The following is a 13,949-nucleotide window of genomic DNA, read 5'->3' on the forward strand; positions in this document are numbered from 1 at the left end:
AAAAAAGGTAAACGTATGTTATTAAAAAATATTCGAATCCTGAATGGATTATTTTGGCTTACATTAATCTTGTCCTCAGGTGCAAATGCCGGTAGTTGGCAAAATAATCAATCTGTAGGTGGGTTTAGTCAGGTACATATCTATACCCCCGATAGCATCTCTTCCGTGGGTCAAGGACGAGCATTGTTGTTAGTTTTGCATGGCTGCACTCAGTCTATAGATACTTATTTAAATGCAAACTTGGAACAAGCAGCTGAGGCTTATGGAATGGTAGTTGCTGTGCCCAACGCCATGAATAAAGCAGGTTTTGGTTGCTGGTCATATTGGCAAGGGACCAAGTCAAGAACAGCCGCTGATTATCAAAACCTAATTAATCTAGCCACAGCATTGCGCAGTGACCCTACTTATAACATTGATGATGATCAGGTATATATTTCAGGACTTTCTTCAGGGGCATCATTTGCGAATACGACAGCGTGTTTAGCCCCAGATATTTTTGCAGGAATGGGGATTAGCGCGGGCCCCAGTATTGGCACAAGTTCCAGTGGCGCACTAGGAAGTTGCGAGTCGGCCAATGTAGCCAGTCGCTGCCAAACTTATGCTGGCGCTTTTGCTTCTCATTTCGATACACAGATTGCGTCAATAGCACATGGAGATGCTGACACCACGGTTGACACCTGTTACAACCAACAAAATGCACAAGGAATGGCCGCTGTTTATGGCGTACAACAAATCCCTAGCAGCCAACAGATTACCCTAGCCGGCAGAACCGCCGATGAAACTTTATGGCAAGACAACCGGGTTTCAATGTTGTGGTTAAATGGGGTTGACCACTCTTGGTCTGGAGGCCAAGGAGCGAGTGGCTCTTATATCAGTGGCGCAGGCATTAACTATGCGATGTATTTAGGACAATTTTTTGCTGACAACAATCAGCGAGTAAGCCGCAATTTAGCGCCTGTGGTAGATTCCTTAAATACTCAGGAAAATAGCGGAACAATTCTGATTACCGGCACAGTCAGTGACCCTGATGGACAGGTGATACAGGTTGATTTCGAGATAGAAGATTCGGTTGGGAATAATTATTCTAGCAGTACTCAAACCTTCTCTAATAACAGCTTTTCTATTTCAAGCGCCAGCCTTGCAGATGAGCTATATCTGGTGACGGCCGTTGCGACAGATGACCTAGGAGCGCAATCTGAGGCGACTTCGAGTACCGTTAGAATTGGACCTGCGCCCCCCGCTACAGCTCCTGTTTTAACTGAAATTATTGCCACTGTGAATAATCAATGCGCCACGGTTTCTGGCAAAGTGGTAGACGTTAATCAGAATTTAAGTAGTGTAATTGTCAGCTTCTCAACTGGAAATGAAACGGCTCAATTGCAAGGGAACACCTTTAGTGCTCAGGCATGCAGTTTAGCCGGAGGTCAGCAAAGTGCCACTATTGTGGCCACCGATTCTACAAACTTACAAGCAACGGATACTGTCAGTTTCAGCATTGATGCTGGCCAAACAGCCACATTAGATCAACATATAAACGCTGGCCGATTAAACTACACAAATTATGCAAATTGCTATTTAGAATACAGTACCAATGCATTTAAACTTAATGAAATAACCGCTTCAGCACAGCAGTGTCAGTGGCAAGATGATGACGCCAGTTGTACTGGACCAGTTCAGGCATGCAGTACTTCAAATGATGATGGCGGTGGAAATGGTGACGACGAACCAACTTGTGAGCAATTCACTACTTACAATTATTACCATAAGACTGCAGGCAGGGCTTATAGCTCAGGTAATCCGTACGCACCTAGCTATTTTGCGCAAGGTAGCGATGAAGCACTGGCTGGCTCTACATGGGGAAATACCAGTTTATACAGTATAGATGCACAGAACTGGCATCTGGGTTCTTGTCCTCAGTAGTCATTTACATAAAAAACTGTCGCTGAGCCTTTCGCTCACCGACAGTTTAGTTTGATGCAAAGCGATGGCTACTTACAAAGTTTGGCGCTTTTCAGATCTAGGAAAAAAGACTGAGCAACTTTTACTGTTTCGATTGGACGTTCAATATTAATATAGTGACCGCCACTTTCAAAAGTAACTAACTTGGTTAAACACGCATTAGGTAAAGCATCAATAAATGCACTAGCGGTTTTTGTATCTAACGCTTTATTTGCCGTTCCCCACATTATCAAGCTTGGGGCTTTTACATGGGATAAGACTCTTTGCGGATCGCCTTTTTCATAAAGTTTAAAGGTTGCGATGGATGTTTTATCGCGCTCTTGAATATTCAAAAAGTCCAATTTCCGTTGTACAAATTCAGGCGTAACTTTACTTTTGTCATTAATATAGTTGTCGTAAAAAGAGACTATGTCATCTTTTTCAACCACCGGTGAGTACATAAAGATACTAGTACGTTTGGGTTTTTCACCCGGAGTTTTTGGTTTTCTTTTAACTGCATTAGCGGTCTGAATACCTGCAGAATTGATAAGTACCATGGACGTTACTCTATCGGTGCGGGTTGCGGCATATCGAAAAACAACCATCCCACCATAAGAGATACCAGCTATGCCAAATTTCTCTGCGCCAACATGGTCCATTAAGCTATCAACCAGGGTGTGGGTGCGATCAACGGAATAGTTACCATTAGCAATATTGCCCGACAAACCAAATCCAGGAATATCAAAACGAACTACACGGAAACCAGATTTCAATAGCTCCTGCGTCCAAACATCCCAATCAAATAAATCGCCTAATGTTCCGTGAACAAGCAGTATAACGGGGCCTTTTCCTTCGTCTTTGTAATGAACATTGATACCGTCCAAATCAACAAATTTCGAGTTACTATCAGCATACTTTGCTCTAACATCATCCATGGATAGCGTGCGAGTTGTATGAGTTTCAGTTGCGTTTTCATCACTGTGACTAAATGCAGAGGGTATATTGACTAAGTACAAGGTGGCACTTAGTACTGCGACTATTATCTTGTTGCTAATTTCCATTTATTATTCCTCTTTTATTCTTTTGATAGCTCAAATTTACCTGTCCTTGTTATCGAAAACCCTGTGGTTTGAATACTTGGGGGCTGGGTAATATGCTTTTATCGCCTATGAAATAGTGCTCTATTTGATAGCCTAAGAGCTTAACTTAACTGCAGAAAACCACCCATGCATTAACAAATGTCAATAATCAGATTTTTTTGATGTTAAATCAGTATATAAGCACCAAAAAATGCGTTTATTTAAGCTTGTTGTTGAATGATTTGACAGTTATCAAATTATTCAAGATATAAGAGTGATATACCTAGGTAATCACTCGTATCGTTAAACTAGAACTGCTGACAGGAGTATATAAAATGTTTTTTCCCCCCCACAAACAACGGATATTTAATCGGCTGTTATTTGCACTAACGATACTGTTCTCATTGTGTACACAGGTTCTAGCGCTTGAAGCGCAGACAACAACATTAAAAGTAAATGATAGAGACGTTTCCGTTTGGAAGTGGCAGGCTAAAGGCGAACAAAAAGGAGTAATACTATTTTCTCATGGCGCATTGTCTGCCCCTTGGAAATATGATCCGTTAATCGAACCATGGATAGAACAAGGTTTCACTGTGTATAGTGCATTACATATGGATTCAACAGATCACCCTTTGCGTGACAAATTTGAACGCAGTATGTCTTGGCGAGCTCGACTTGAAGACATGCAATTATTGGCTGATACCTATGGCGGTGATCGTTATATTGCCGCAGGTCATAGCTATGGCGCATTAACTGCGTTAGTAAAAGGTGGCGTAAACGCTACTATTCCAGACGGCATGAATGCATCACAAGCAGACCCTCGTGTGGCATTGGTATTAGCCTATTCTCCTCCACCAGCGATGCCTGGATTAATTGATAAACAAGGTTTTTCTGGCTTAGCCGTCCCAGCTTTAATTCAAACCGGCACTAATGACATTCCAATGGGTGCCTCGTTAGACTGGTCAGCGCATCTTGATGCTTATGAGATGGCGGCATCGACAAACGACCATTACGCACTGGTGCTAGATGATGTGGATCACTATTTTGGAGGTGCCATTTGTCGTCCAGAGTTACCTGGTCCAAAACAACTAGCCGAACTTACGCAAGTCAGTAAAATTTCTGAATTAATGATTAATGGCTACTTTTTCGCACAATCTGACGGGATAGAGCAACTAACCTCATTACTTTCTACTGAAGGACCCACTGCCCTAAGCAGAAAATAGAACAAATCAAAATAAAAGCCTGATTTTTATCATCTAAATCAGGCTTCCATACACTCAATATCGTTTATTGTTCACTTAAAACCACTTCTCGAATCCAAAAACCTAGTTAGCAAGCAATACCCCAACACAGATTTACCAGATGAAAGTGTTTCAACATTGATATTTGTCATTGCGTGAAAAACAACGCCCGCTACTCTAGTTCGCAAATATCCATCGTTACAAATATGCATGGCGTGTTTAGCGAGTTAACACCAGATAGCAATAAACCAGATAAATTAAAAACCTGAGTTTAGTAAACCTGAGGGAATGAAAAGATGACTCATCTTTTAGCTGTTGGCATTTCTGACAACAAGGATGATTTAAACGCCATAGCAACAGTACGAGAAACGCTTTGTGAATAAGGTGGCCAAATTTCACTATCCAATCACGGTGACAGTATTGACGAAATTGAAGCCCGTTGCATAGAAGAAATCCATCTTCGAGCGTCTATTACGCCTTCATTCCAACACGCTTAAAGTTAGGTAACGAAAAGATAAAATCAAATCAAGCATGGCTGCAAAACCGGCGGTTGGTTTCAGTCATTTAAATGCAAATTGCCAGTAAACGAAATCCGGAGAATAGATTAAATGGTTAAACAAGATAACCCTAAAACCCTTTACGACAAACTTTGGGAACGTCGCTGTATAACGACTTCTGAAGATGGCATGTCGTTGATATACATAGACAGGCACATAGTACATGAGGTTTCCTCAGCCCAGGCTTTTGAAGGATTGCGCGCAGCAAACCGGCAACCATGGCGTCGTGACTCAGTTATTGCTACACCAGATCATAATGTACCTACCACTGGTCGCGAAGAAGGCATCGAAGGTATTGCCGATGACATATCGCGAATCCAAGTAAAAACCCTTGATGATAACTGCCATGACTTCAATATTCAGCAATTTGATCTTAAGGATATACGTCAAGGAATAGTGCATGTCATCTCGCCAGAACAAGGGCTAACACTGCCTGGCATGACAATAGTCTGTGGCGATTCTCACACCGCAACTCACGGTGCATTTGCCGCATTGGGAGTGGGTATAGGTACGTCCGAAGTCGATCACGTATTAGCCACCCAATGTTTACTGCAACGCAAAGCCAAAAATATGCTGGTAGAAGTAAACGGTGAACTGCATCCTGGTGTTACTGCCAAAGACGTTGTGCTTTATGTTATTGGTAAAATAGGCACTGCCGCTGGCACTGGATTTACCATAGAGTTTGCTGGTTCAACCATCCGCGGCTTAAGCATGGAAGGCCGCATGACAGTATGCAACATGGCCATCGAAGCTGGCGCTCGAGCGGGACTAGTTGCTTATGATCAGGTTACCGAGGATTACATTGAAGGTCGTCCTTTTGCGCCTAAAAACGAACAATGGCAAGAAGCGACGACTATGTGGCGAGAATTGCATAGTGATGCAGATGCCAAATTTGATGTGGAATTTCAATTTAATGCGCAAGATATAAAACCGCAAGTAAGTTGGGGAACGTCACCAGAGATGGTGATATCTGTTGATCAGTTAATCCCCAATCCAAACCTGTTCAAAGGGAAATCTGAAGACTATCAAAAAGCCCTTGATTACATGGGATTAAGCGCCGGACAACCAATAACTGATATTAACTTAGATCGTGTTTTTATTGGTTCTTGTACCAACTCTCGCATCGAAGATATTCGCGCTGTTGCGCAAGTAGTTGAAGGTAAGCAGGTTGCCAAAACAATCAAACAAGCTTTGGTGGTACCTGGATCTGGTTTAGTCAAACAACAAGCTGAAGCTGAAGGTTTAGACAAAATCATTCTGGCTGCCGGTTTCGAATGGCGTGAGCCTGGCTGTTCTATGTGCTTAGCGATGAATGCCGATCGTTTAATGACGGGAGAACATTGCGCTTCTACCTCAAATCGTAATTTTGAGGGACGTCAAGGCAGTGGTGGACGAACCCACCTTGTAAGCCCGTCGATGGCTGCGGCTGCAGCTATTGCTGGTCATTTTGTCGATATCACTGAAGGTGGAGTCCAATAATGGAAAAATTCTTATCTCACACAGGTACTGTTTTACCTTTTGATCGCAGCAACGTCGATACTGATGCAATCCTGCCAAAACAATATTTAAAGTCGATTAGTAAATTTGGCTTTGGCGATTGGTTATTTGATGATTTACGTTATTTAGATCCTGGTGATGTCAGGACAGACACTAAAACCCGCAGACCTAACCCAGACTTTGTTTTGAACAACCCTCTATATACTGATGCCAGCATTCTTATTGCGCGGGAAAACTTTGGTTGTGGTTCAAGCAGAGAGCACGCAGTTTGGGCGTTAAAAGGTTATGGAATCAAGGCGGTAATTGCGCCTAGCTTCGCTGACATCTTCTATAACAACTGTTTCAAAAACGGCGTATTACCCGTTGTTTTACCTTCAGATGTAGTTGATAAGTTATTCAAGCTAACGGCACAACATGACGCAATTCAACTTACTGTTGACTTAGAAAATTGTAAAGTGAGTTATGGAACTGAGCACAGTTGGTCATTTACTGTTGATGAATCTAGACGCCAAAATTTGTTACAAGGGCACGATGAAATATCAATAACCCTGCTGCAAAAAGGTGCCATCCAAGGTTTTGAAGACCAATTGAAAACCACTGAAAAATGGTTGTTTAGCAACTAACAACAATCAATTAACCTAGCGTCTAACACAGATGCTAGGGCAATTAAAAAAGCGGATACTGAAACATCAATATCCGCTTTCTGATTTACTACAGAGTGTAAATTAACACTACAAAACGGCGCACACCGTTTTCCACTCCAAATAGTTATCCATGGCTTGCTTGCCGCTGTCACGACCATAACCAGAGTTTTTCATTCCACCGATAGGCATCGCAGGGTCAAACATAGAATGGGTATTAATCCAAACGGTTCCGGCTTGTATCTGACGAGACAAACGATGGGCAGTCGATAAATTTTCAGTCCAAACACTCGCCGCTAAACCATATTCATTGTCATTACTCCACTGCAACGCTTCGTTAATGTCATCATAAGGTTCTGCAACAATTACCGGACCAAAGACTTCTTGGCAATGAATAGGACTGGTGGTGCTTGTACCTGTAACCACAGTGGGCTGTATAAAAGTCCCAGCACTGCCGAAACGTTCACCACCGGTTAAAATAGTCGCACCTTCAGCTTTCGCCCCTTTAATATACTGCTCAATTTTTTGCGCTTGTTGAGCAGAAACAACAGGTCCCATTTGCGTATCTTGGTTTAACCCATGCCCTACTTTCAAACCTGCTCCATAAGCTGCAATACCTTCAACAACTTTGTCGAAAATAGAACGATGGATATAGGTTCGCGAATTCGCCACACACACTTGACCGCCATTGAAAAAGATACCATTGGCAATGCCTGGAATAGCTAAATCTAAGTCAGCATCTGGGAGTACAATGGCTGGCGATTTACCACCTAGCTCTAGCGTAACACGGGTTAAATTTTGCTTACTGGCTTCGACTATTGCGCGACCAGTAGCTGTTGAACCTGTAAAAGCCACTTTATCCACACCCGCATGACTGGCTAACACACTTCCACACTGCGCACCGTCACCGGTCACAACATTCATTACCCCAGGTGGTACGCCCGCTTCAGTAATTAACTCGGCCAAACGTAATGCTGTGAGCGAAGTTAGTTCTGCGGGTTTATGCACTATGGTGCAGCCTGCGGCGAGCGCTGGAGCTAACTTCATGGCAGTAAGAATTAACGGTGAATTCCAAGGGGTAATGGCAGCGACCACTCCCACAGGTTCGCGCACAGTCCAGGCATGAACTTGTTTACCTTCAGGTTGGTAATTCACTGATGGGTTCAACGTATTGCCATCAAGGGTCAGTGCTTGTCCGGCAAAAAAGCGAAACTGTCCCGCGACAGCTGGCACTTCCGCCCAACGTGCCACAAACCATGGCTTACCTTGGTCAAGCACCTCTAATTCGCATAATTCATCCATATGCAGATCAACTAAATCAGCGATACGATTTAGAATCATGCTGCGTTCCATAGGTGTCATCGTTGCCCAAGGACCCTTTAATGCTTGTTGTGCAGCGGCGACCGCATTATCCACATCAGCCTGATTCGCATTGGCGATGCGCGCTATGATTTTACCCGTAGCAGGATCGCAGGTTTCTAAATACTGGCCACTTTTAGGCGAACAATACTCTCCGTTAATGAACAGCTGCTTATCAGGTGTTGTCGCAAGTAAATCGCGTACTGCTTGAGTTTGCGGTTCTGGAATAACGCCGTCGTTTAGTATTGCATTCGTCATAAAAGGCTCCTTATTGGATTTCAGTTCGACTTATATTTGACCAGGAATATGATGTTCTTGCTGATGTTCTAAATACCAATCAGCAATCTCTTCTCGTGTCGTCCACCAAACATCAGGTAAGGTTTTTGCGTATTCAATAAACTCTCGAATCGCTCTAATCCGATAAGCTCGACCGGTAACATGAGGGTGTAATCCAACGTTCATGATACGAGCCTGAGTTGCACCTTCTTTATACAGTACATTCAATTCTTCAATCAAAATATCTCTATACTCGTCGGTAGTGTGTCCACGGCGAGTTATGATAGTGAAATCATTGATTTCATTAGAGTAAGGAACTGACACTATTGGGCCGTTATCAGTGCGGATCATAAAGGGTTGATCATCGTTCATAATGTCGCAATAAAACTTGTAGCCTTCTTTAGCAAGAATAGCTGGCGTATTTAGCGTACCGCGCAATGACGACGACAACCAACCAATCGGACGTCTACCAACATATTGTTCAAACATATCGATTGAACGAGAGATAACTTCTTGCTCTTTTTCTGGCTGATGTGCGAAATTAGTAAGTAATTCACCTTGCTCGTAGTTATGGGTAATCAATTCCCACCCACGATCTAAACAAGCTTGCACCATAGCAGCACGACGCTCAAAAGTGACTGCATTAGTCGTACAACTGGCTTTTACTTTAAGTTCATCAAATAGCTCGTATAAACGCCAAATGCCAACACGCTGACCGTATTCACGCCAGCTGAAATTTGGAAAATCAGGAATATTACCAGGCAAAGTATCCGGCAATACTGCTGGACCACCAGCATAGTAAGGCTCGTCGGTGTCCTTAGTCAGATCCCAAGTTTCAAGATTGAAGGTTAAAATCAAAGCGACTTTTTTACCATCGGGCCATTTTAATTGACCACGTTCGCTAATTGGTACGTAATCATACTCCATCTTAAAACTCCTCTAACAAACGTCCAAAACCGCTAACCTTGTCGGTTATGCCGTATGCACGTAATGCATGCCAATAAGTGGACGTATTAATCGCAATAACTGGTTTACCTAATTCAAGTTCTAATTTAGGCGCAAGTCTTGCCATACAAAGGTTAGTACCAACTTGTATAATTGCATCAACATCATCGCTATCAAGTTTCTTCACAGTATCGCGAGACATTGAAAACGGTGTTTCAGCAATACTCAACCAGCTAGGACGTTGTAACGGAATATCACGCACAGTTTCGTATCCGTAATCGCTCAAATAGTTTTCAACTTCTTTGTTTGCAACTGGGAAATAAGGCGATAAAAAGGCTACCTTTTTAATTCCACCAATAGCTTCCATCGCAGCAATAAGTGACTCTGACCCCATTGAAATTCTTAAGCCTGAAAACGTTTCAATGCGTTTTTTCCAGGCTTCTGCGCCTTTAGCACCACCATAAAAAGTCACCGCAGACATACCCATAACTAAGTAGTCAGGTGCACAAGTTAATACGCCTCTTACCGCTTCCTCGGTACCTTCATCAATCATCTTGGTGCCGGCCATAAAACTATCATTTGAAACAGCTTTTGCATTTTCAATTACGATACGGCTGTAGTGATTTGTGACACCAGCAGGGCGCATTTCATCAAATTCAGGTTGCACAATTGTATTAGTCGAAGGACCTAATACGCCAAATTTAGCTCTGTATCCAAGTACGTCTTTCATTATTTTTCCTATTTGATTTTGTTAGCTTCTTCAAGACTGGTAAACATGGCTTGTCGTCTCAGAAAAGCTAAGCGTTTTTCGTCGTCATTGCAGATATCGTGCATTTCTTGTAAACGCATTGCATGGTTCTCTTCAGGACTATGCTCTAACAGCTTTTTGTTTTGCATCGTCTGCGCTTGAATAAAACTATGGGTTACTGGACGACGTTGAGCGTCATATAATTCAAAATTAGCGTCATCATGACCTTCGGTAAGGTTTAACTTGATTTTGTCGGCTAAATTCCAACCGTCATGAATACCGCTATTCATGCCAAAACCACCTAGTGGATTGTTCATATGACAAGCATCACCGACCAAACATACTCGTCCGTGATTGAATTTTTTAGCTACCCGTTGATGTACCCGGTAAATGGTTCTATGTTCAGTCTCAACATCATCACGACCGATTAAATCTCGGAATACCTGGTTTTTCTTCTCATCAGACAATAAGTACTCGTCTGGTTGATCTTCACTAGCAGGCACCAAAATTCGCCAAACACTTGGCACACGTAGCAGTACCATCCATTCTTTTGGATCGGACACGTAACTAACGTAAGCAAGGTTATCGATGTAGTCTTTTAACTCAACTTTTGTAGATAGGGTTAAGAACTTTTCAGGGTAGGTAAAGCCTTCAAATTCAACGCCTAACCATTTGCGAATAATTGAATTACCACCGTCCGCGGCGACCAAATATTTGGCTTTTACTTTTTCAATCGAAAAAGGCCCTTCTAGTGCCACTTCAACCCCATCGTCGGTCTGTTCAAAGTGGACCACTCGGTGACTAAATCGAACTTCAGCTTTAGGATGATTATTTAACTTTTCGGCAACCATACTGGCTAGTACATGTTGTTCGCACTGCAAGCGGTAAGGGAATTTTTCCTGACCTTCTAATTCAGATAAATCAAATTCAACAACCTCTCCGGTTGCCCGTTCACGGAAATGATAAATCGGCGCTTTCAGTCCTCGTTCGATTAGTTCGTCGGCCATGCCTAGCTCATCAAGCATTTCTAAAGTAGGCGGATGGAAGGTCGATGCGCGCAAATCAACAGCACAATTAGGGCCGGCTTCACACAACATGACATCAAACCCCATACTTGCTAGACGATATGCGGTAACCGTCCCTACAGGGCCTGCACCTGCCACAATAATCTGTGTAGATTTCATATTAATTTCACCTTTATTCAAAAAGAGTAAGTGCTTACATCAAACACCACATCAAAGACATTTAGATGTTGAGTGTTTAAGCGTTATAAAGGGACAATGTGGTTCTCACATTGTCCTAACCTTTCCAGATGATTTTTCTATAATTCGTACGATACACTCAATCGCCACGTCATCGGGTCGGCCATAAAACGAGGTTGAATCAAACTAAAGCCAAAGCCGGTAAACGCGTATTTTTCATTACCAAGGTTTTTACCCGATAAAGTGAATTTCCAGCGTTCATAGGCGTAAGCCGCGTAAGCATCGATTAATGTTACTGGCTCTATATGACCAATCTCTGAGTTATCTGCTGTTGAATAATAATCATCACGATGATTAACATTCGTGCCTAACATTAAGGTTCCGTCACCAATGTCTTGTGTATAGTCCAATCCTGCTGCATATTGAAACTCAAACACATTGGTCATTTTGTTGCCGACCAAGCCACCGTTTGACGAAACGCCATTAACACTGACAGCGGTATATTCGCTATCTTGGGAAACACCGTTAGCCCATAAATTCAAATTAGAGGTTAAACGAACATTAAGTTCGACCTCGATACCCTTATGCTCGGCATCGTAATTTTCAGTAATAAATGAACCAAATTCGTCTACAGATTGTTGTTGTAAACTAGAATATTCATTGAAAAATCCGGCGACATTGATACGTAAACGGTTGTTCCACCATTCACTTTTCAAACCCGCTTCATAAGCATCCATCACTTGCATCTCAAAGGGCGTATTAAGACCTTCTGGTGTAGACGCCAAACTATTGTATCCGCCAGCTTTGAAGCCTTCTGTGTAACTTGTGTAAAGCAACAAGTCGTCGTTGGCTTGATAGTTTAAGGCCACTTTAGGCGTGAATTTTTTGAAGGTATCCTCACGGTTTACCGGACTTGTTTCTAGGGTAGCGTCAAGGGATTTTTCATCTCGGGTATAACGGGCACCAACAATCAAACCAAGTTTGTCTGTTAAGTTGACATTAGCCTGACCGAATACCGCATAACTTTTTGTATCTATGTCAAAATCGCCATAGGAAGGGGCGAAGAAAACCGTTGAATTGACAATTTGTTCGCCTGATTCGTTAAAATAATACAAACCGGCAATATAACTTACTCGGTTTTCCCAAGCCTCGCCCTGCAATTGTAACTCTTGGCTAAAACTGTTTTGATCACTGACGGAATCCCGTGAAAATAATTCCACGTAACCATCACCTTCTATGCCTAACAACGCATTTGCCACACCGCCACTGAACCCAGTAGACCAATCATTCTGCAACTTTGACCATGAGGTAACCGATAACAGCTTCATGGAATCACTGATTTGTTTGGTTAGATGGACACTGGTACCATATTGTTTATCTTCAGTTGAGGATTCAAAAGGCGATAAAACCGTATCGAATTCGCCAGAGGTAAAGGGTATTTGGTCGTATTCATTATCAACTTGAAAAGGGTCAAGGGAGGATGCATATAGGCCGTCACTTTCATAATTGGTATAAAAGTACTTCCACCTTGCGGTGTACGTTTCACCTTCATAAAATAAGTCGCCCTGGAAACCTGCGTAGTCTTCTTCACCAACCTCTTTATCTAATGTTGCATTATACTGGCGGCCACCATCGCGCTTGCGCAGCATGCCGGTAATGCCACCGCGCAGCTTTTCGTCATCACTTAGCGGGCCACTGATACTAAATTTGTCATATATTTCGTTCCAGCTACCAATCCCTACTTCGTTTTTAAAGCGGAATAAATCATCTGGTACCCGAGAAATAATTTTCAGGGCACCTGACGAGCTGTTACGTCCGTAAAGTGTTCCTTGCGGCCCACGAAGTACTTCAATGCGTTCTAGTTCTAGGGATTCAATGAAAGACGCCGCAGATCGAGGTTGATAAACATCATCAATGTAGATACCCACTTCTGGCTCAGAAGTAATAAGTGCACCATCGGTCACCCCTCCACCACGAATAAAAGGCGTAATCCCGGCGCTACCACCAGTAACCCCCTTAATCATGACATTGGGCATAACCTGACTTAGATCTTTTGTATTATCAATTTGTAGTCGTTCAATATCTTCGGGACCCAGTGCGGAAATGGAAACAGGAGAGCTTTGGATACTTTCCTCTTTCCGCTGTGCCGTCACCGTAATCTTTTCTAGGCTTAAATCAGAGGTTTGACTGTCTTGCCCAAAAGCGACACCTGAGGAAGCTAAAACGCCCCCCAAGGCCATCTTAATCATGAGGCTTATGTTCGCTTTTTTCATAGTGCTTTCTCCGAAGTTACATTATTATTAGTAAGATTTTATGTGTATATCTTCTGCTATTTTCTAAACTAAACTTCACCCTTACTCAGACAAGAAGGGGTAAATTCGTATGACTCTGCACTGCAAACACAAGTGCTTGATGTATATGGGATTACAGCTAAACTTAATCAGATATAATCGCGCCAAGATGGAT

At 42.6% G+C, this 13,949-nt stretch carries 10 protein-coding genes; 4 read left to right on the plus strand and 6 right to left on the minus strand.

Annotated elements, in window-relative coordinates; genetic code table 11:
* The first annotated feature begins 15 nt into the window (after positions 1 to 15).
* A complete protein-coding gene (locus ABWV72_RS11060; RefSeq protein WP_353370548.1) occupies positions 16 to 1,920 on the plus strand; it encodes an extracellular catalytic domain type 1 short-chain-length polyhydroxyalkanoate depolymerase in 1,905 nt (634 codons plus the stop codon).
* Positions 1,921 to 1,988: 68 nt separating this feature from the next.
* On the opposite strand, the gene ABWV72_RS11065 is transcribed toward ABWV72_RS11060, so the two are convergent.
* A complete protein-coding gene (locus ABWV72_RS11065; RefSeq protein WP_353370550.1) occupies positions 1,989 to 2,999 on the minus strand; it encodes an alpha/beta fold hydrolase in 1,011 nt (336 codons plus the stop codon).
* 353 nt (positions 3,000 to 3,352) lie between these two features.
* Between ABWV72_RS11065 and ABWV72_RS11070 the strand changes: the two genes are divergently transcribed.
* The 3 genes from ABWV72_RS11070 to leuD all read left to right on the plus strand — a co-directional run bounded on the left by ABWV72_RS11070 (position 3,353) and on the right by leuD (position 6,935).
* Positions 3,353 to 4,240 carry an alpha/beta hydrolase family protein gene (locus tag ABWV72_RS11070; RefSeq protein ID WP_216049301.1) on the plus strand — a complete coding sequence of 296 codons (888 nt, stop codon included), beginning with the start codon at positions 3,353 to 3,355 and terminating at the stop codon, positions 4,238 to 4,240.
* Positions 4,241 to 4,866: 626 nt separating this feature from the next.
* Complete coding sequence (gene leuC / locus ABWV72_RS11075) at positions 4,867 to 6,294, plus strand: 3-isopropylmalate dehydratase large subunit (protein ID WP_353370553.1); 1,428 nt, start codon at positions 4,867 to 4,869, stop codon at positions 6,292 to 6,294.
* Positions 6,294 to 6,935, plus strand: coding sequence for a 3-isopropylmalate dehydratase small subunit (gene leuD / locus ABWV72_RS11080; RefSeq protein WP_216049303.1), 642 nt, complete (start codon positions 6,294 to 6,296; stop codon positions 6,933 to 6,935). Before leuC ends, leuD begins: the two co-directional genes overlap by 1 nt.
* 108 nt (positions 6,936 to 7,043) lie before the next feature.
* Here the strand turns inward: leuD and ABWV72_RS11085 are convergent, their stop codons facing one another.
* The 5 genes from ABWV72_RS11085 to ABWV72_RS11105 all read right to left on the minus strand — a co-directional run bounded on the left by ABWV72_RS11085 (position 7,044) and on the right by ABWV72_RS11105 (position 13,756).
* Positions 7,044 to 8,570, minus strand: a complete 1,527-nt coding sequence (locus ABWV72_RS11085) for an aldehyde dehydrogenase family protein (protein ID WP_216049304.1) — start codon at positions 8,568 to 8,570, stop codon at positions 7,044 to 7,046.
* 30 nt (positions 8,571 to 8,600) lie between these two features.
* The gene (locus ABWV72_RS11090; RefSeq protein WP_353370556.1) at positions 8,601 to 9,515 is read right to left on the minus strand and encodes a polysaccharide deacetylase family protein; all 915 of its coding nucleotides are present in this window, start codon (positions 9,513 to 9,515) and stop codon (positions 8,601 to 8,603) included.
* 1 nt (position 9,516) lies between these two features.
* Entirely contained in the window at positions 9,517 to 10,263 is a 747-nt protein-coding gene (locus tag ABWV72_RS11095) for a maleate cis-trans isomerase family protein (RefSeq protein ID WP_353370558.1), read from the minus strand.
* Positions 10,264 to 10,271: 8 nt separating this feature from the next.
* Positions 10,272 to 11,465, minus strand: a complete 1,194-nt coding sequence (locus tag ABWV72_RS11100; RefSeq protein ID WP_353370560.1) for an FAD-dependent oxidoreductase — start codon at positions 11,463 to 11,465, stop codon at positions 10,272 to 10,274.
* A 137-nt stretch (positions 11,466 to 11,602) separates the two neighbouring features.
* Positions 11,603 to 13,756 (minus strand): TonB-dependent receptor, encoded by a 2,154-nt coding sequence (locus tag ABWV72_RS11105; protein ID WP_216049308.1) that lies wholly within the window; start codon positions 13,754 to 13,756, stop codon positions 11,603 to 11,605.
* Between the last annotated feature and the right edge of the window lie 193 nt (positions 13,757 to 13,949).

The sequence above is a fragment of the Aliiglaciecola sp. NS0011-25 genome (assembly GCF_040370605.1).
Lineage (GTDB): Bacteria > Pseudomonadota > Gammaproteobacteria > Enterobacterales > Alteromonadaceae > Aliiglaciecola > Aliiglaciecola lipolytica_A.